The organism is Streptomyces sp. NPDC085900 (genome assembly GCF_044540925.1).
Lineage (GTDB): Bacteria > Actinomycetota > Actinomycetes > Streptomycetales > Streptomycetaceae > Streptomyces > Streptomyces gilvifuscus.
Map to the genome: position 1 here is coordinate 981,966 of NZ_JBITSP010000004.1, position 17,134 is coordinate 999,099.

Genomic DNA, 17,134 nt, shown 5'->3' on the forward strand with positions numbered 1-17,134 from the left:
GCCGCGAACCGATCATGGCTGTCATGGAGCGACCGAGTCAGTTCATCGAATGCGGCGGCCTGGTGCTGCGACGCTGGCGGCCGCAGGACGACTTCGCCCCGGCGTTCCGGCTGATCGAGGAGTCCGTGGACCATCTGCGCCCGTGGATGGGCTGGGTCGCCCGGCACGGCGAGGAGAGCACCCGGGACTTCCTCGCGAAGGCCGACTCGAAGTGGGCGGCCGACGAGGCGTACAACTACGCCATCGCGGAGGGCGGCACGCTCGTCGGCATGTGCCAGACCTACCGCGTGGACGCCCCCGTCCGATGGCGGATGGGGTACTGGCTGCACCCGGCCGCCACCGGCCGGGGCATCGCCACGAGAGCGACGGCGGCGCTGGTCGAGGCGATGTTCGCCCTGCCGGGCGTGGAGTACGTGGAGATCACCCACGACCTGGCCAACACGGCGAGCGGCGCGGTCCCGCGCCGTCTGGGGTTCACCGAGATCGGCCACGAGCGGGCCACGCCGGAGACGCCCTCGCTCGTCGGCATCGACGTGGTCTGGCGCCTGAACCGCCCCGAGCGGCCGGCCGACGGCGCTACGGCTCGGTGAGCGTCCGCCCCGCCCAGCCGATGCCGCCGCGCAGATGCTCCCGGAACTCCGGCAACTCGTAGGCCTCTGCGGCGTGTCCGAGCGCCGTGTAGAACACCCGGCCCGCGCCCTGCTCCCGGCACCACGCCAGAGGATGGTCGGCGCCCATGCCGCCGCCTTCGTACGACGACTCGTCGGCGCTCACCAACACCCGCACCCGGTCACGGGGGTTGGTGCGGAAGTCGTACCACTCGTCGGTGAAGTCCCAGACGGCGGGCAGGTGGCGGGTGGCCGGATGCGCGCGGTCCTCCACGACGGCCCGTCCCGGCTGGTGGGCCGGGTGCCGGTCGAAGCGGGCGCCCAACAGGTCGCAGTAGTACGGCCAGTCGTACTCCGTGCAGGCCGCCGCGTGCACCCCGGCGAACCCTCCGCCGCCCTCCACGTAGGCGGCCAGCCGTTCCCGTCCGGCCGGGGTGAGCACCTCGCCGCTGGTGGAGAGGAAGACGACGGCGGCATAGCCGTGCAGGGGGCTCTCGAAGACGGCGGGATCCTCGCTATGGTCCACGTCGACACCATCGAGCGCGCGTACCGCGGCGACGGCGGCCGGGATGGAGTCGTGGCGGTAGTCGGTGGTGCGCGTGTAGACGAGGAGTCGGGGGGCCATGGGCGCGAGCCTAACCGGGGACCGGAGGTGTTCCCGCCGTTGAACGAGTACCGCAGGAGACCTGTGTGGCCCTTCGTGCTGATGGGGTCGGCGATCCTCGTCGTCGTGCTCGGCGCCGTGGGCGCCTTCGAGTTCATGGTGCACCGGATGTCCGATCCGGCGACGACCATCCCGGTGGGCCTGCGCATCGACGGCTCACTCGTCTCCTTCAAGGCGCCCGTCTGCGCCGGTGAGACGGTGCGGACGGTCGCGGTGTACGACAGCGATTCCGAGGACCTGCTGTGGCGGGCGCAGGAGCCGAGGACGGCCGAGGGCAGGAGTGGGGCGGTGACGCTCTGGACGGCGGACGGCTTCCGTACGGCGCATCCGAAGGAGCCGCCCGGGACCTTGCCGAAGTGGCTCGACGTCTCCGTCACCTACGCGGACGGCGACGGCACCGGAGACGTGTTCGAGGTCCGGAAGGTCAGAGCCGCCAGGATTCCCGCCGGGCGGTACTGGACGCGGGAAGGGCCCATGACGGCCGCCGAGATCGACGCCCGACTCTCCTGCTGAGGCCACCGCACAGGTGTTCCATCGCAGGCGCCTCGCCCTCTAGCCTCGACTGCGATGAACGCCATCCCCGCGCATCTGGACCACCTCGTCCTCGCCACCCCCGATCTGGCGGCGACGGTCGCCGACTTCACGCGGCGCACCGGCGTCCCGCCCGCCCCCGGCGGCGCCCATGTGGGCCTCGGTACGCGCAACTTCCTCGTGTCGCTGGGCGGTTCGAGCTATCTGGAGATCATCGGGCCGGACCCGGAGCAGGCGGAGCCGGACGGCCCGCGCCCCTTCACGGTCGACGAGCTGGCGGCCGCACGGACGGTGACCTGGGCCGTCAGCCCGCCCGACCTGGACGCCGCGGTCATGTCCGCCCGGGCCCGCGGCTACGATCCGGGCGACATCCGCCCGATGAGCCGCCGCCGCCCCGGCGGCACCCTCCTGCGGTGGCGGCTGACCGACGGCGACACCCAGCACCCCTCCGGTCTGGTGCCCTTCCTCATCGACTGGGGGTCCGCCGTCCACCCCTCCGCCTCCGGGCTGCCCGTCACCCCGCTGCTCCGGCTGTCGGCGAGCGCCCCCGACCCGGCCGAGCTCCGCCCGCTGCTGGCCGCCGTGGGTGCCGAACTCCCGCTGACCGAGGGCCCGGTGGCCCTCACCTTCACCGTGGACACCCCGCGCGGCCCCGTCACCTTCTCCTGACCCCCGGCCCGCCCTGTCCGATTCCTTCAAGACCACCGTCCGGTCCGCTGCCTACGGTGGCCGCATGACTCCACGATTCGCCGTGATCGGCGTGGTCGCCTCCGACATGGCGGCCTCACTCGCCTTCTACCGCCGCCTCGGCCTCGTCTTCCCCGACGGCGCCGAGGACCAGCCGCACGTCGAGGCCGAACTGCCCGGCGGCCTGACCCTCGCCCTGGACACCGAGGAGACGATCCGTTCCTTCCACCCCGGGTGGCGGCCGCCGAGCGGCGGCGGCCGGATCGCGCTCGCCTTCCGGTGCGCGTCACCCGCCGAGGTCGACACGGTGTACACGGGCCTCGTCGCCGCCGGCCACCACGGCGAGCTCAAGCCGTGGGACGCCTTCTGGGGCCAGCGGTACGCGGTCGTGCACGACCCCGACGGCAACGGCGTCGACCTGTTCGCGCAGCTACCCCAGCAGTAGCCGGCCGAGCGGCACCCCCGCCAACTCCTTGACGTCACGGGCCAGATGGGCCTGGTCGGCGAACCCGGCCCGGGCGGCCGTCTCCGCGAACGGCACCCCCTGCCGGGCCATCCCCACGGCCCGCTGCAACCGCAGCACCCGGGCCAGCGTCTTGGGCCCGTACCCGAAGGCCACCAGCGACCGCCGGTGCAACTGCCGGGCCGTGAGCCCCAGTTCGTCGGCGGCCCGGCCGACGGGGCGCCCCGCGTCGAGGGCCGCGACGAGGTGACGTAGCACCGGGTCGGGGGATGCGCCGGCCGCGGCCAGCCGCAACGCCGACTCCTCCAGGCCCAGGGCCGGTTCGGGGGCCGCGGCGACCAGCGCGGTGAGCCGGCGGACCTCCGCGGCGGGCCGCAGTGCGGCGAGTTCGACGCGCCGGTCGCGCAGTTCGTGCGCGGGCACGCCGAGGATCGAGGGCGCGGTCCCGGGGAAGAACCGGACGCCCGTCCACAGTCCGGGGGCGCCGTCGGTGACGTACGCGTGTGTGTCGGGTCCGGCGACGAGCAGCCGGCCGTCGTGCCAGAGCAGGTCCATGCACCCGTCGGGCAGTACCCGCCCCACGCCGGCCTCGGCCGGGGTGTTGCGCCACACGACCGCTCCGGTCAGCCGGGAGGGCCTCTCCTCGTACACGCCCGCCAGCCTACGCGCGCGACCGCTCCGGCCGCCCACGATGCTCCTGCGGGCTGACCCCGTAGACCCGCTTGAACGCGCTGGACAGGGCGAACGCGCTGCCGTAGCCGACGCGGCGGGCGATCGCCTCCAGGGTGTCGCCGGTGTCGCGCAGCGCGTCCGCGGCCAGGGCCAGGCGCCAGCCGGTGAGGTACGTCATCACGGGCTCGCCCACGAGCCCGGTGAAGCGGCGGGCGAGCGCCGCGCGGGACACCCCGGCCTTGGCGGCCAGCGAGGCGACGGTCCAGGGGTGCGCGGGGTCGTCCTGGACCAGCCGCAGCACCCGCCCCACCACCGGGTCCGCCATTGCCCGGTACCAGGCGGGCGCCGCCGCCTCGGGGCGGGCGAACCAGGCCCGCAGCGCGGCGATGACCAGCAGGTCGAGGAGCCGGTCGAGGACCACTTCCTGCCCCGGCTCGTCGCGGACGATCTCCTCCATGAGCATCGGTGTGAGCGGGCACGGCCACATGTCGGCGGTGAGGGTCAGCAGCGGCGGCAGGGCGTCCAGCAGGCGTCCGCCGACCTCGCCCTGCCACAGGTAGGTGCCGATGAGCAGGACGGCCGAGCCGTCGGACCGGGTGCCCCAGGTGCGCACGCCGAGGTCCATGGTGCCGTTCAGCGACCGTCCGTCGGGGTAGCTGCACTCCGCCCCCGGCAGGACGACCACCTGCGGCCGCGTTCCGGGATCGTCGCCGCAGGTGTAGGGATCGGGTCCGCGGGCGATCGCGAGGTCACCGGCCCGCAGCCGCACCGGCTCCCCCGCGTCCGGCGTGACCCAGGCGTCGCCGCGGACCATGAGCATCACCGTCAGCGGGGCCCGGTCCTCCACCCGCACGGCCCAGGGCGGATCGAAACACGCTCGGATCATGAAGGCGCCACGCGCGCGTGGGCCTTCCAGCAGACCTGCGAGGGCGTCCATGGCGGTCAGCGTAGACGCGCGCGGCCGAGGCGACGGAGGGTTCGACGCGAGCTGTCAGGGGCTCTTCGGCTTGTGCGGCGGGTGGGTGCTCTTGACGTGGGTGCGCAGGCGTGAGGTGACGTCCTCGGGCGGCAGGAAGCGGGACCAGCGCTCGGGGAACTCCGAGGGCATGTCGGGGTCCTCGGGGTCGGTGTCGTGGCCGGCGGCGGCCCGGGCGATCTGTTCGGCCAGCTGGGCCTCGCGCAGCCGCTCGTTCGCGGCGCGGGCCGCGGCCGTCGCCGCCGCCGGCCACACGCGGTCGATCGCCGCGTTGACCGCGGCCCCGACGAGCACGGCGAAGGCGCCCACGCCGATCCACAGCAGCACGGCGACGGCGGCGGCGAGGGAGCCGTAGATGGAGGCGCCCTCGATGGTCTGGGTGAGGTAGATGCGCAGCAGGAAGCTGCAGACCACCCACATCGCCAGTGCCACCAGCGCGCCGGGCACGTCCTCGATCCACGGGGAGCGCACCGGCACGGACACGTGGTACAGCGTGGTCAGGAAGACGATCGACAGGATGATGACCACGGGCCAGTACAGGACCTGCACCACCGTCTCCGACCACGGCACGATCCGCACCACCGCGTCCGGGCCCGCGACCATCAGCGGCAGCGCGACCGAACCGATCACCAGGGCCGCGACGAACAGCAGGAACGCCACGATCCGGGTCTTGACGATGCCGCGCACGCCGTCGAGGCCGTACATCACGGTGATGGTGTCGATGAAGACGTTGACCGCGCGGGAGCCCGACCACAGGGCGAACAGGAAGCCGATGGAGATGACGTCCGGTCTGCCGCCCTTCATCACGTCGTTCAGGATCGGCTGGGCGATCTCGCTGACGCCCTTGTCGGACAGGACGGTCTGCGACGCGTTGAGGATGTTGGTCTCGAGGCTGGAGATGCTGTCGGTGCCGGTCCAGTCGTCGACGTAGCCGAGCAGGCCGATGAGGCTGAGCAGCAGCGGCGGCACGGACAGCAGCGTGAAGAACGCGGCCTCCGCGGCGAGGCCGAGGATGCGGTACTCCATGCAGGAGTTGACGGTGTCCTTGAGCAGCAGCCAGGCGGTCCTGCGCTTGGAGACGTTCCGGTAGAGGGCACGCGCCCGGTGGAGACGACCGGAGGGCCGCTGCGAGGACTCACTTGCTGACTGCACGTTCTAACGGTATCCGGCAGGTCCGGGTGCGCTCATCCCCCGGCCCCGGGCGACACGGCGGGATCCCGCGCCCGGGACACGACCGAACCTCCGCCATGTCCGCGTTGGCCGGAATGTCCCCGCCCAGGTTGTGCTGGCCGGCGCCGAGACGGGGTACTTTCGCGGCATGGCAGGCACCACGCACACCGTGTCCAACCAGCCCCCTTCCCTGACCGGCTACGACGTCTACGGCACCGACCGCGTCCTCACCGAGGCCGTCGACCGGCATGTCTCCCCCGACCTCCAGGAAGAGATCCACGGCGAGCTGTCCGCGCTCGGCCGGGCCTCCGGGTCGGCCCAGGTGCAGGAGTGGGGTGCGCAGGCCAACGACAACCCGCCCCGGCTGCGCACCCACGACCGGCACGGCCACCGTGTCGACGAGGTCGAGTTCCACCCGGCCTGGCACCGCGTGCTCGGCAAGGGCGTCGCGGCCGGGCTGACGGCGGCCTGGGCCCGCCCCGCGGGCCATGTGCGCAGAGCGGCCGCGTTCCTGGTGTGGACGCAGGTCGAGGCCGGCAACCTCTGCCCGCTGTCCATGACCCACGCCGCCGTCCCCGCGCTGCGCACCGACCCGGACCTCGCCGCCACCTGGGAACCCAGACTCACGTCCATGGTCTACGACCGCGAGCTGCGGCCCGCCCGCCTCAAGGCCGGCGCCCTGTTCGGGATGGGCATGACGGAGAAGCAGGGCGGCAGCGACGTACGCGCCAACACCACGGCCGCGGCACCGCTCGCCGAGGACGGGACGTACGCGCTCACCGGGCACAAGTGGTTCTGCTCGGCGCCCATGTCCGACGGCTTCCTGGTCCTCGCCAAGGCGCCGGAGGGGCTCACCTGCTTCCTCGTGCCCCGCGTGCTGGAGGACGGCTCCCGCAACGTCTTCCTCCTGCAGCGCCTGAAGGACAAGCTCGGCAACCGCTCGAACGCCTCCGCGGAGGTCGAGTTCGACGGGACCTGGGCGCGGCGGGTCGGTGAGGAGGGGCGCGGGGTGCGCACCATCATCGACATGGTGGCCGCGACCCGGCTGGACTGCGTGCTCGGTTCGGCTGGCCTGATGCGGCAGGCGGTGGCGCAGGCGGTCCACCACTGCACCTACCGCGAGGCCTTCGACGGCAGGCTCATCGACAAGCCGCTGATGCGCAACGTGCTCGCCGACCTCGCCCTGGAGTCCGAGGCGGCGACCACCCTCGCGCTGCGCCTCGCGGCCGCCTGTGACGACGGAAGCGAGCAGGAGCGGGCGCTGCTGCGGCTCGCGGTGCCGGCCGCCAAGTACTGGGTGACCAAGCGGTGCGCGCCCGTCGTCGTGGAGGCCGCCGAGTGCCTGGGCGGCAACGGCTACGTCGAGGAGTCGGGGCTGCCCCGGCTGGTGCGCGAGTCGCCGCTGAACTCGATCTGGGAGGGCGCCGGGAACGTGCAGGCCCTGGACGTGCTGCGCGCCCTGCGCCGGGAGCCGACGGCGCTGAACGCCTACCTCCAGGAGGTCGGCCGGGCCCGGGGCGCCGACCACCGTCTCGACCAGGCGATCAAGAACCTGCTGACCGACCTGGCCGACCTGGACGGGATCGAGGCCCGCGCCCGGCGCCTGACGGAACGGCTCGCCCTGGTCCTGCAGGGTTCGCTCCTGGTCCGGTTCGCACCCCCCGAGGTGGCCGACGCCTTCTGCGCCTCCCGCCTGGGCGGCGACGCCGGCGCGGCCTTCGGCACCCTGCCCCACACACTGAACCTGAAGTCGGTGGTGAACCGGGCCCGCCCTACGAACTGACCCGAGCTCCGCCGACCTGGGAGCGCAGGGCACTGCGCGACCAGCCACGAACCGACCCGCACTCGCCGTCGCGCACAAGCCCCCACCCCCCGAGGCGAGGTCGGCCGGATCGCCGAAGGAAAAAGGCGGGGGTGGTGCTGCGCCGACACGGCACCACCCCCGCCGCACTGCCCCGGTCGAGGCCGCGAACGCCGCTCGGGACGGCGTCGCTCAATATTCAAACAAGCCGGGAGCGTTCACCAGGGTTGCAGGGGGTTGCAACTTGCTGCTGTCTGTGGCCGGACTGTGTCCGTCCGTCATGAACGAACGGCACTATTGGACGGACAGTCAAGATGTTCCCTCCGGGAGGACCAGTGGCACTCTCGCCGACGGACGTGACGCAACTCGCGGTGATGGACACGGCTCGCGCGGCACGGGTACTGAGCGACGTCCGCTCGGCGGCGCTCTCCGGGCAGCGCGCGCCGGTCGCACCCCGCCCGGTGATCGAGCAGTCCTGGGGGCGCATGCTGCGCGGCGGCGTCGACCCCGACCACGACTTCCGCACCGGGCTGCTGTCCCAGGAGGAGGTGCGGCGGCGCCGGGAGGCCTCGGAGCTCAGGCATGTGCTGCCGGTGCTGCGCGAGGGACTGCTGTCGGTCGCCGACACCGCCCACCACATCATGGTGATCGCCGACGCCGACGGGCGGGTGCTGTGGCGGGAGGGCAGTTCCCCAGTGCTGCGCAAGGCCGACGGAACCGGCTTCGAACTCGGCGCGGACTGGCGGGAAAGCGTCGTCGGCACCAACGGCATCGGCACCCCGGTGGTGGCCCGCCGGCCGGTGCAGGTCTTCGCCTCCGAGCACTTCGTGCGCTCGCAGACCTCCTGGACCTGCACCGGCGCGCCCATCACGGACCCGCGCGACGGCCGGCTGCTGGGCGTCGTGGACGTCAGCGGGCCGCTGGAGACGATGCATCCGGCCACCCTGGCCTGGGTCGACTCGGTGGCGAAGCTCGCCGAGTCGAAGCTGCGCGAACTGCATCTGGGCTCGCTGGAACGGCTGCGCTCGGTGGCGGCCCCGGTGCTGGCCCGGGTGGGCGGCCGCGCCCTGGCGGTGGACCGGGACGGCTGGACGGCGGCGGTGACGGGAATGCCGTACACGAGCCGGACCTTCCTGCCCAAATCCCTCTCGACGGGCCGTCGGTGGCTGCCGCCGTTCGGGCTGTGCACGGTGGAGCCGCTGGCCGGGGGCTGGTTGATCCGGGTCTCGGACGAGCCGGTGCCGCGGACGGCCACCCGGGTGGTGCTGGATCTGACGCGGCCGCGCCGCTGGACCGTGACGGTGTCCGGCAGCGCGGGCTCGTGGAGCCACGAACTGAGTCCGCGGCACGCCGAATTGCTGTATCTGCTGGCTCTGCACCGCGACGGTCGCAGCGCGGCGGGCCTGGCCGAGGACGTGTTCGGGGACCCGGCCCGCACGGTGACGGTGCGGGCCGAGATGTCACGTGTACGGCGCTACCTGGGCGGCCTGCTGGAGCACCGCCCCTACCGCTTCGCCGAGTGCGCCGACGTGGAGGTGCTGCTGCCCGCCGACCCCCGGGACCTGTTGCCGCACTCGACGGCGCCGGCGGTGATCAGCGGGCGAACGGCGGACGAGATGCCAGGAATGTAGCCTTCCGCTCCCTTGGAGTGACAACGTGGGTCATCGAGGGAGCATCTTCCGCATATTTGCAGGGTCTTAGCCCTGGGCCGCCCCGAACTGCCGTAGCATCCCTCTACGGGCCACCCCACCTGCTCCTTTGGTCAACACACGGACCAATGAACGCAGTTGGCTCGCCTCGGGAGGACCTATGAAGCAACGTGGCAGGCACCGTCGGCAGAAGCGGGGCCGCGCGCTGCGCGCTTTCCTGGCCGGGACCGCCCTCGCGCTCACCGCGGCGGCCACCATGATCAGCGCCTCCCAGGCCACGGTCAGCAAGGATCCCGGGGGGTTGAAGACCCTCGCCGGTTCCGCCGCGGAGTTCCGGCTGCGGGAACGGCTGGTGCCGCAGGCCACGCTGGACCGGCTCGCCTCCGGGATGGGCAGGCCCGTCGGCGTGCGCGCCGTCCTGGACGACGCCGACCACTCCCTGCGCACACCGGCCGACTGCGCGACCGCCGACCGCGCCGCGCTGCCCGTGGAACCGGCGGCCACGCGCGCGTACTGCTGGGACGCCGCCGACACCCGCGGCTGGCGGGCCGGGGCGGTCACCACCTCGGGCGACGCGGACGACGACGGCCACTGGGGTGAGCACCGGGTGCTGCTGTCCGGCTGGACCCACGCCGGCAGGGCGGGCGCGCCGGGTCTGGCCCGGGTCGCCTTCGTCGACGCCGACGACCCCGACAACCTCGTCTACACCTGGGCCCTCCTCGCCGTCCCGGTCGACGGCGGCCGCGACTACCGGGGACTGGCCTCCGCCGTGTCCGGCATGACCTGGTACCAGGGCAAGCTGCTGGTCACCACCGCCGACGGCCTGTACGTCTACGACCTGCACCGCGTCCAGCGGGCCACCGTCGACAGCGGCCGGGTCGGCAAGGTGCCCGGCGGCTGGTCGGCCCACGGCTACCGGTACGTGCTGCCGGCCATCGGCTCCTACCGGCCGGCCCCCGGAGCCGCCCGCCCCGAGGCGATCTCCCTCGACCGCAGCACCGCGCCCGACAGCCTGGTCGCGAGCGAACGTGTGTCCTCGGACAGCGACCGGCACACCCGCCTGTGGCGCTACGCGTTCAGCGCCGACCCGGCCCGCGCCGGGCTGCTGGCCACGGACGCCGCCGGGGAGGCGACGGCGACCCGGGCGTACGAGACGAAGACGACCGACGTCAGCGGCGTCCTGTCGTACGGCTCGAACTGGTATCTCGACCGCGCGGCGGACGACCCCGCCGGGCACGGCACGCTGTGGCGGCAGAACACCCACGACGCACGGGCCACCCAGTGCGGCACGGACGAGTCCACCAGCTGCTGGAGCGGCCGGGCCGGCTCCCTGTCCTACTGGGAGGAGACCGGCGAGGTGTGGTCCCAGTCCGGGCGGATGCTCTACGCGCTGCCGCTGAGCTCGATCGACAGATCTCTGGGCTAGATGATTCCCTGGCGGGCATGACGAACATCCCCGTGACCACCTGGTCCCTGGAGCAGACCGCCCCGACCGACCTCCTGACGGCCGCCGCGCCGGAGGGGGACGTGCGGATCGTGCGCTCCGAGGTCCCCTCCCCCGAGTTCAGCCGCTTCCTGTACGCGTCGGTCGGCGGCGACATCCGCTGGATCGACCGGCTCGGCTGGACGTACGGCCGGTGGGAGGAGCACCTCGGGCGGGCCGGCGTGGAGACGTGGGTGGCCTACGACCGCGGCACGCCCGCCGGGTACGTGGAGCTCGAGCCGCAGGACGACGGGGTCGTGGAGATCGTCTACTTCGGGCTGATCCCCGCCTTCCGGGGCCGCCGGATCGGCGGGCACCTGCTGTCGTACGGCGCCGCCCGCGCCTGGGACCTCGCGGACCGCTGGCCGGGGCTGGCCCGCACGAAGCGGGTCTGGCTGCACACCTGCAGCCTGGACGGGGAGCACGCCATGGACAACTACCAGCGCCGGGGCTTCAAGCTGTTCGACACCAAGGTCGAGGAGCAGGCCGAGGTGGCCGCTCCCGGGCCGTGGCCCGGCGCTTACCGCGTCTGACCTGCGCGGACAAGAGCCCGTGCGCACGATGTGATCGACGACACTCTTGTCTCACCTGTCGGGACAAGGGTGTCCGCATCATGGACGAAGCTGGACTGTGTCCAGATCGCCGTGACACGCTTCCGTCATGTCTGGAACTGGGATTGCCTTGGTGAGTCGGCGGCACGTCGACCTCGGCCGCATGTCCAGCGCCATCTGTCCGGCGAGCTGACAGCTCAGCCGCCCGACATCTTCTGACATCTCCTCTTTCCCTGCGCAAAGACGCGCACGCATGCCCATGCGCACGTACGCGCAGGCCAGAGCCGCTTTCCGCCTGTCCCGAAGGACGTAATCACCATGGCCGCCTCCCCGCAGAACCCTGCCGCCGCGACTTCCCGCCGCAAGGTGAGCCGTCACCGTGGCGAGGGTCAGTGGGCCGCGGGGCACTTCACTCCGCTGAACGGCAACGAGCAGTTCAAGAAGGACGACGACGGTCTCAATGTGCGGACACGCATTGAGACGATCTACTCCAAGCGTGGCTTCGACTCGATCGACCCCAACGACCTGCGCGGACGTATGCGCTGGTGGGGCCTGTACACCCAGCGCAAGCCCGGGATCGACGGCGGCAAGACCGCCATCCTGGAGCCGGAGGAGCTGGACGACAAGTACTTCATGCTGCGGGTGCGCATCGACGGCGGCCGCCTCACCACCCGGCAGCTGCGGGTTATCGGCGAGATCTCGCAGGAGTTCGCGCGCGGCAGCGCCGACATCACCGACCGGCAGAACATCCAGCTGCACTGGATCCGCATCGAGGACGTGCCGGAGATCTGGGAGCGGCTGGAGGCCGTCGGGCTGTCCACCACCGAGGCGTGCGGCGACTGCCCGCGCGTCGTGATCGGCTCGCCGGTCGCCGGGATCGCCGAGGACGAGATCATCGACGGTTCGTGGGCGGTCGAGGAGATCCACGACCGCTACATCGGCAGCAAGGAGTTCTCCAACCTGCCGCGCAAGTTCAAGACGGCGATCTCCGGCTCCCCGCTGCTGGACGTCGTGCACGAGATCAACGACGTGGCGTTCGTCGGCGTCGAGCACCCCGAGCACGGTCCCGGCTTCGATCTGTGGGTCGGCGGCGGCCTGTCAACCAACCCCAAGCTCGGCGTCCGGCTCGGCGCCTGGGTGCCGCTGGAGGAGGTCCCGGAGGTGTGGGCCGGCGTGGTCGGCATCTTCCGCGACTGGGGCTACCGGCGGCTGCGCAACCGCGCCCGCCTGAAGTTCCTCGTCGCCGACTGGGGGCCGGAGAAGTTCCGCCAGGTCCTGGAGGACGACTACCTGAGCCGCAAGCTCGTCGACGGCCCCGCGCCCGCCGACCCCGCGGGCCGCTGGCGCGACCACGTCGGTGTGCACCGGCAGAAGGACGGCCGTTACTACGTCGGTTTCGCCCCGCGCGTCGGCCGCGTGGACGGCACCACGCTGACGAAGATCGCCGACGTGGCCGAGGCGCACGGCTCGAACCGGGTCAGGACCACCGTCGAGCAGAAGATGATCGTCCTCGATGTCGAGGAGGCGCAGGTCCAGCCGCTGGTGGAGGCCCTGGCGGCGCTCGACCTGACGGCCGAGCCGTCGCCGTTCCGGCGGGGCACCATGGCCTGCACCGGCATCGAGTACTGCAAGCTCGCCATCGTCGAGACCAAGCAGCGCGGTTCCGCGCTGATCGACGAACTGGAGCGCCGCATCCCGGACTTCGACGAGCCGATCACCATCAACCTCAACGGCTGCCCGAACGCCTGCGCCCGTATCCAGGTGGCGGACATCGGTCTCAAGGGCCAGCTCGTCCTCAACGACCGCGGCGAGCAGGTCGAGGGCTACCAGGTGCACCTCGGTGGCGCGCTCGGCCTGGAAGCCGGCTTCGGCCGCAAGGTGCGCGGTCTGAAGGTCACCTCCGAGGAGCTGCCCGACTACGTCGAGCGCGTCCTGAAGCGGTTCCAGGCGGAGCGCGAGGAGGGCGAGCGGTTCGCGGCCTGGGCCGCGCGCGCGTCCGAGGAGGCCCTGTCGTGAGCGAGCGTGCAGCCCCCTTCTACTGCCCCTACTGCGGCGACGAGGACCTGCGTCCGGGCGAGCAGGGCCATGGCGCGTGGGAATGCGCCGCGTGCAACAGGGCTTTCCAGTTGAAGTTCCTCGGGCTGCTGGCCCGGGGCCTTCAGCACTCCGAAGCACGGGGAGATCAGGAATGACCGCGGTGACGGAAGAACGGACGACCGACGACCTGAAGGCGCTCGCCGAGCAGGCGGGCCGCGACCTGGAGGACGCCTCCGCCCTGGAGATCCTGCGATGGGCGGCGGAAACCTTCGGAAAGCGTTTCTGCGTGACCTCGTCGATGGAGGACGCGGTGGTCGCCCACCTCGCCTCCCGGGCGATGCCCGGCGTCGACGTGGTGTTCCTCGACACCGGTTACCACTTCCCGGAGACCATCGGCACCCGCGACGCGGTCGAGGCCGTGATGGACGTCAACGTCATCACGCTCACCCCGCGTCAGACGGTCGCCGAGCAGGACGCGGAGTACGGCCCGAAGCTGCACGACCGCGACCCCGACCTGTGCTGCAAGCTGCGCAAGGTGCAGCCGCTGGAGCGGGGCCTGACCGACTACCTGGCCTGGGCGACCGGTCTGCGCCGGGACGAGTCCCCGACCCGGGCGAACACCCCGGTCGTCGGCTGGGACGAGAAGCGGCAGAAGGTCAAGATCTCCCCGATCGCCCGCTGGACCCAGGACGACGTGGACGCCTATGTCGCCGAACACGGCGTCCTGACCAACCCGTTGCTGATGGACGGCTATGCGTCCGTCGGCTGCGCCCCCTGCACCCGCCGGGTCCTGGAGGGCGAGGACGCGCGGGCCGGCCGGTGGGCCGGGCGCGCCAAGACCGAGTGCGGGCTGCACGCATGACGACGACTGAGGAGTTGCAGGTGACGACCGGAGCCACCGTCTGGCTCACGGGTCTGCCGAGTGCCGGCAAGACCACCATCGCGTACGAGCTGGCCGGCCGGCTGCGCGAGGAGGGCCACCGCGTCGAGGTGCTCGACGGCGACGAGATCCGCGAGTTCATCTCGGCGGGCCTCGGCTTCAGCCGCGAGGACCGGCACACCAACGTGCAGCGCATCGGTTTCCTCGCCGAGCTGCTCGCCCGCAACGGCGTCAAGGCGCTGGTCCCGGTCATCGCGCCGTACGCCGACAGCCGCGAGGCGGTGCGCAAGCGCCACCAGGACGGCGGGGCGCCGTACATCGAGGTGCACGTCGCGACGCCGGTCGAGGTGTGCTCCGTGCGTGACGTGAAGGGCCTGTACGCCAAGCAGGCGGCGGGCGAACTGACCGGGCTGACGGGTGTGGACGACCCCTACGAGCAGCCCGAGTCGCCCGACCTGCGCATCGAGTCGCAGCACCAGACCGTCCAGGAGTCCGCGGCCGCGGTCCACGCGCTGCTCACCGAGAGGGGACTGGCATGACGACGACCGTCGCCGAGACCGAGGAGGGCACGGAAGCTCCGTACGCCCTCTCGCACCTGGACGCGCTGGAGTCCGAGGCGGTGCACATCTTCCGTGAGGTGGCGGGCGAGTTCGAGCGGCCGGTGATCCTGTTCTCCGGCGGCAAGGACTCCATCGTCATGCTGCACCTGGCGCTGAAGGCGTTCGCCCCGGCCGCGGTGCCGTTCTCGCTGCTGCACGTGGACACCGGGCACAACTTCCCCGAGGTCCTCGACTATCGCGACCGGGCGGTGGCCCGGCACGGGCTGCGGCTGCACGTCGCCTCCGTGCAGGACTACATCGACCGCGGTGTCCTCAAGGAGCGCCCGGACGGCACCCGCAACCCGCTGCAGACGCTGCCGCTGACGGAGAAGATCCAGGCGGAGAAGTTCGACGCGGTCTTCGGCGGCGGGCGCCGGGACGAGGAGAAGGCGCGGGCCAAGGAGCGGGTGTTCAGCCTGCGCGACGAGTTCTCCCAGTGGGACCCGCGCCGGCAGCGCCCGGAGCTGTGGAACCTCTACAACGGCCGGCACGCGCCCGGCGAGCACGTGCGCGTCTTCCCGCTGTCCAACTGGACCGAGCTGGACGTGTGGCAGTACATCGCCCGTGAGGGGATCGAGCTGCCGGAGATCTACTTCGCTCACGAGCGCGAGGTGTTCGCCCGCAACGGCATGTGGCTGACGGCCGGCGAGTGGGGCGGCCCCAAGGACGGCGAGACGGTCGAGAAGCGCCTCGTGCGCTACCGCACGGTCGGCGACATGTCCTGCACGGGAGCCGTCGACTCGGACGCCGTGACGCTGGAGCAGGTCATCACGGAGATCGCCGCCTCCCGGCTCACCGAGCGCGGCGCGACCCGCGCCGACGACAAGATGTCCGAGGCCGCGATGGAAGACCGCAAGCGCGAGGGGTATTTCTAAGCATGAGCACGACCACGGAGATCTCCGAGACCACCTTGCTGCGGTTCGCGACCGCCGGTTCCGTCGACGACGGCAAGTCCACGCTGGTGGGACGGCTGTTGCACGATTCCAAGTCGGTCCTCGTCGACCAGCTGGAGGCCGTCGAGCGCGCCTCCGCGAGCCGCGGCCAGGACGCCCCCGACCTCGCGCTGCTCACCGACGGACTGCGGGCCGAGCGCGAGCAGGGCATCACCATCGACGTTGCGTACCGTTACTTCGCCACGCCGAGGCGGCGGTTCATCCTCGCCGACACCCCCGGCCACGTGCAGTACACCCGCAACATGGTGACGGGTGCCTCCACGGCCGAGCTTACGGTGATCCTGGTCGACGCCCGCAACGGCGTCGTCGAGCAGACCCGCCGCCACGCGGCGATCGCGGCCCTGCTGCGGGTCCCGCACGTGGTCCTCGCCGTCAACAAGATGGACCTGGTCGACTACCAGGAGTCCGTCTTCGCGGCGATCGCCGAGGAGTTCACGGCGTACGCCCTCGAACTGGGCGTCCCGGAGATCACCGCGATCCCGATCTCGGCGCTGGCCGGGGACAACGTGGTGGACCCGTCCGCCAACATGGACTGGTACGGCGGCCCGACCTTCCTGGAGCACCTGGAGACGGTCCCGGTCAGCCACGACCTGAGCCGCTGCCACGCCCGCCTTCCCGTGCAGTACGTGATCCGCCCGCAGACCGCCGAGCACCCGGACTACCGGGGCTACGCCGGGCAGATCGCCGCCGGTTCGTTCCACGTGGGCGAGGCGGTGACGGTCCTGCCGTCCGGCCGCGCCTCGCGGATCGCCGGGATCGACCTGCTCGGCGAGCCGGTCGACGTCGCCTGGACGACGCAGTCGGTGACGCTCCTGCTGGAGGACGACATCGACATCTCGCGCGGTGACCTGATCGTGCCCAGCAAGGACGCCCCGGCGACCACGCAGGACATCGAGGCGACCGTCTGCCATGTGGCCGACCAGGCACTGACGGTCGGCCACCGGGTGCTGCTCAAGCACGGCACCCGCACGGTGAAGGCGATCGTCAAGGACATCCCGTCCCGGCTCACGCTCGACGACCTGTCCCTGCACCCGCACCCGGGACAGCTCGCCGCCAACGACATCGGCCGCGTGAAGATCCGCACCGCGGAGCCGCTGCCGGTGGACTCCTACGCCGACTCCCGGCGCACCGGTTCGTTCATCCTGATCGACCCCAGCGACGGCACCACGCTCACCGCGGGCATGGTCGGCGAGTCGTTCGCGTCCCCGGAGCCCGTCAAGGACGAGGCCGAGGACGACGGATGGGACTTCTGACAGTCCCCGGAAATCTGGCAGTTCCCGGACACCCGAGTCCGCCGACCTCCCGGCCGCGACCACGACGAGATCCCAGGAGGTGACGACCATGGCCACGATCACGACGCTCGCCAAGGCCGACGAGTCGGTCGAGCACGCCGCGCGCATCGAGCACGTC

Annotated in this window: 19 protein-coding genes; 15 read left to right on the forward strand and 4 right to left on the reverse strand. The window is 72.0% G+C overall.

Annotated features, from left to right (window positions below):
• Positions 1 to 23 precede the first annotated feature (23 nt).
• Positions 24 to 590: a GNAT family N-acetyltransferase gene (locus tag ACIGDI_RS18470; protein WP_399897555.1), complete on the forward strand. Its 567-nt coding sequence runs from the start codon at positions 24 to 26 to the stop codon at positions 588 to 590.
• On the opposite strand, the gene ACIGDI_RS18475 is transcribed toward ACIGDI_RS18470, so the two are convergent.
• On the reverse strand, positions 577 to 1,233 hold the full coding sequence (locus ACIGDI_RS18475) for a ThuA domain-containing protein (protein ID WP_399897558.1): 657 nt from the start codon (positions 1,231 to 1,233) through the stop codon (positions 577 to 579). The two genes, ACIGDI_RS18470 and ACIGDI_RS18475, sit on opposite strands and share 14 nt — an antisense overlap.
• Positions 1,234 to 1,272: 39 nt before the next feature.
• Between ACIGDI_RS18475 and ACIGDI_RS18480 the strand changes: the two genes are divergently transcribed.
• The 3 genes from ACIGDI_RS18480 (at position 1,273) to ACIGDI_RS18490 (ending at position 2,935) form a co-directional block, all read left to right on the forward strand.
• Positions 1,273 to 1,785 (forward strand): hypothetical protein, encoded by a 513-nt coding sequence (locus ACIGDI_RS18480; RefSeq protein WP_399897561.1) that lies wholly within the window; start codon positions 1,273 to 1,275, stop codon positions 1,783 to 1,785.
• Between the two features lie 54 nt (positions 1,786 to 1,839).
• Positions 1,840 to 2,472 (forward strand): VOC family protein, encoded by a 633-nt coding sequence (locus tag ACIGDI_RS18485; RefSeq protein WP_399897564.1) that lies wholly within the window; start codon positions 1,840 to 1,842, stop codon positions 2,470 to 2,472.
• 64 nt (positions 2,473 to 2,536) lie between these two features.
• Positions 2,537 to 2,935: a VOC family protein gene (locus tag ACIGDI_RS18490; RefSeq protein ID WP_399897567.1), complete on the forward strand. Its 399-nt coding sequence runs from the start codon at positions 2,537 to 2,539 to the stop codon at positions 2,933 to 2,935.
• On the opposite strand, the gene ACIGDI_RS18495 is transcribed toward ACIGDI_RS18490, so the two are convergent.
• From ACIGDI_RS18495 to ACIGDI_RS18505, 3 genes are read right to left on the reverse strand one after another with little or no spacing between them, the layout of a single operon-like run.
• Complete coding sequence (locus ACIGDI_RS18495) at positions 2,921 to 3,604, reverse strand: DUF6597 domain-containing transcriptional factor (RefSeq protein WP_399897570.1); 684 nt, start codon at positions 3,602 to 3,604, stop codon at positions 2,921 to 2,923. The two genes, ACIGDI_RS18490 and ACIGDI_RS18495, sit on opposite strands and share 15 nt — an antisense overlap.
• A 10-nt stretch (positions 3,605 to 3,614) precedes the next feature.
• Positions 3,615 to 4,562: an AraC family transcriptional regulator gene (locus ACIGDI_RS18500; protein ID WP_399897573.1), complete on the reverse strand. Its 948-nt coding sequence runs from the start codon at positions 4,560 to 4,562 to the stop codon at positions 3,615 to 3,617.
• Between the two features lie 54 nt (positions 4,563 to 4,616).
• On the reverse strand, positions 4,617 to 5,753 hold the full coding sequence (locus ACIGDI_RS18505; protein ID WP_399897576.1) for a YihY/virulence factor BrkB family protein: 1,137 nt from the start codon (positions 5,751 to 5,753) through the stop codon (positions 4,617 to 4,619).
• A 166-nt stretch (positions 5,754 to 5,919) separates the two neighbouring features.
• Here ACIGDI_RS18505 and ACIGDI_RS18510 point away from each other — a divergent pair, with 166 nt between their 5' ends.
• From ACIGDI_RS18510 to ACIGDI_RS18560, 11 genes are all read left to right on the forward strand, one after another.
• Positions 5,920 to 7,554, forward strand: a complete 1,635-nt coding sequence (locus ACIGDI_RS18510; protein WP_399897579.1) for an acyl-CoA dehydrogenase family protein — start codon at positions 5,920 to 5,922, stop codon at positions 7,552 to 7,554.
• A gap of 353 nt (positions 7,555 to 7,907) precedes the next feature.
• Positions 7,908 to 9,203: a GAF domain-containing protein gene (locus tag ACIGDI_RS18515; protein ID WP_399897582.1), complete on the forward strand. Its 1,296-nt coding sequence runs from the start codon at positions 7,908 to 7,910 to the stop codon at positions 9,201 to 9,203.
• A 178-nt stretch (positions 9,204 to 9,381) separates the two neighbouring features.
• Entirely contained in the window at positions 9,382 to 10,647 is a 1,266-nt protein-coding gene (locus tag ACIGDI_RS18520; RefSeq protein ID WP_200703501.1) for a hypothetical protein, read from the forward strand.
• Between the two features lie 17 nt (positions 10,648 to 10,664).
• On the forward strand, positions 10,665 to 11,237 hold the full coding sequence (locus ACIGDI_RS18525; protein WP_399897585.1) for a GNAT family N-acetyltransferase: 573 nt from the start codon (positions 10,665 to 10,667) through the stop codon (positions 11,235 to 11,237).
• Between the two features lie 127 nt (positions 11,238 to 11,364).
• Positions 11,365 to 11,448 (forward strand): putative leader peptide, encoded by an 84-nt coding sequence (locus ACIGDI_RS18530; RefSeq protein ID WP_309486338.1) that lies wholly within the window; start codon positions 11,365 to 11,367, stop codon positions 11,446 to 11,448.
• Positions 11,449 to 11,573: 125 nt separating this feature from the next.
• Positions 11,574 to 13,271 carry a nitrite/sulfite reductase gene (locus ACIGDI_RS18535; RefSeq protein ID WP_399897588.1) on the forward strand — a complete coding sequence of 566 codons (1,698 nt, stop codon included), beginning with the start codon at positions 11,574 to 11,576 and terminating at the stop codon, positions 13,269 to 13,271.
• Positions 13,268 to 13,447, forward strand: a complete 180-nt coding sequence (locus ACIGDI_RS18540) for a hypothetical protein (RefSeq protein ID WP_200703504.1) — start codon at positions 13,268 to 13,270, stop codon at positions 13,445 to 13,447. Before ACIGDI_RS18535 ends, ACIGDI_RS18540 begins: the two co-directional genes overlap by 4 nt.
• Complete coding sequence (locus ACIGDI_RS18545; protein ID WP_399897592.1) at positions 13,444 to 14,154, forward strand: phosphoadenylyl-sulfate reductase; 711 nt, start codon at positions 13,444 to 13,446, stop codon at positions 14,152 to 14,154. The genes ACIGDI_RS18540 and ACIGDI_RS18545 overlap by 4 nt, the downstream gene beginning before the upstream one ends.
• A gap of 20 nt (positions 14,155 to 14,174) precedes the next feature.
• Positions 14,175 to 14,711, forward strand: a complete 537-nt coding sequence (gene cysC / locus ACIGDI_RS18550) for an adenylyl-sulfate kinase (RefSeq protein WP_142147428.1) — start codon at positions 14,175 to 14,177, stop codon at positions 14,709 to 14,711.
• The gene (gene cysD / locus ACIGDI_RS18555; protein WP_200703506.1) at positions 14,708 to 15,646 is read left to right on the forward strand and encodes a sulfate adenylyltransferase subunit CysD; all 939 of its coding nucleotides are present in this window, start codon (positions 14,708 to 14,710) and stop codon (positions 15,644 to 15,646) included. The genes cysC and cysD overlap by 4 nt, the downstream gene beginning before the upstream one ends.
• A gap of 2 nt (positions 15,647 to 15,648) precedes the next feature.
• Positions 15,649 to 16,977, forward strand: coding sequence for a sulfate adenylyltransferase subunit 1 (locus tag ACIGDI_RS18560; RefSeq protein ID WP_399897595.1), 1,329 nt, complete (start codon positions 15,649 to 15,651; stop codon positions 16,975 to 16,977).
• The last annotated feature ends 157 nt before the right edge of the window (positions 16,978 to 17,134 follow it).

What these genes read in the sequence shown, in the direction of transcription:
- ACIGDI_RS18470 (WP_399897555.1), top strand. Translation starts at nt 24, where the DNA reads ATGGAGCGACCGAGTCAGTTCATCGAATGCGGCGGCCTGGTGCTGCGA.
- ACIGDI_RS18475 (WP_399897558.1), bottom strand. Translation starts at nt 1,233, where the DNA reads ATGGCCCCCCGACTCCTCGTCTACACGCGCACCACCGACTACCGCCAC.
- ACIGDI_RS18485 (WP_399897564.1), top strand. Translation starts at nt 1,840, where the DNA reads ATGAACGCCATCCCCGCGCATCTGGACCACCTCGTCCTCGCCACCCCC.
- ACIGDI_RS18490 (WP_399897567.1), top strand. Translation starts at nt 2,537, where the DNA reads ATGACTCCACGATTCGCCGTGATCGGCGTGGTCGCCTCCGACATGGCG.
- ACIGDI_RS18500 (WP_399897573.1), bottom strand. Translation starts at nt 4,562, where the DNA reads ATGGACGCCCTCGCAGGTCTGCTGGAAGGCCCACGCGCGCGTGGCGCC.
- ACIGDI_RS18510 (WP_399897579.1), top strand. Translation starts at nt 5,920, where the DNA reads ATGGCAGGCACCACGCACACCGTGTCCAACCAGCCCCCTTCCCTGACC.
- ACIGDI_RS18520 (WP_200703501.1), top strand. Translation starts at nt 9,382, where the DNA reads ATGAAGCAACGTGGCAGGCACCGTCGGCAGAAGCGGGGCCGCGCGCTG.
- ACIGDI_RS18525 (WP_399897585.1), top strand. Translation starts at nt 10,665, where the DNA reads ATGACGAACATCCCCGTGACCACCTGGTCCCTGGAGCAGACCGCCCCG.
- ACIGDI_RS18530 (WP_309486338.1), top strand. Translation starts at nt 11,365, where the DNA reads ATGTCTGGAACTGGGATTGCCTTGGTGAGTCGGCGGCACGTCGACCTC.
- ACIGDI_RS18535 (WP_399897588.1), top strand. Translation starts at nt 11,574, where the DNA reads ATGGCCGCCTCCCCGCAGAACCCTGCCGCCGCGACTTCCCGCCGCAAG.
- ACIGDI_RS18545 (WP_399897592.1), top strand. Translation starts at nt 13,444, where the DNA reads ATGACCGCGGTGACGGAAGAACGGACGACCGACGACCTGAAGGCGCTC.
- cysD (WP_200703506.1), top strand. Translation starts at nt 14,708, where the DNA reads ATGACGACGACCGTCGCCGAGACCGAGGAGGGCACGGAAGCTCCGTAC.
- ACIGDI_RS18560 (WP_399897595.1), top strand. Translation starts at nt 15,649, where the DNA reads ATGAGCACGACCACGGAGATCTCCGAGACCACCTTGCTGCGGTTCGCG.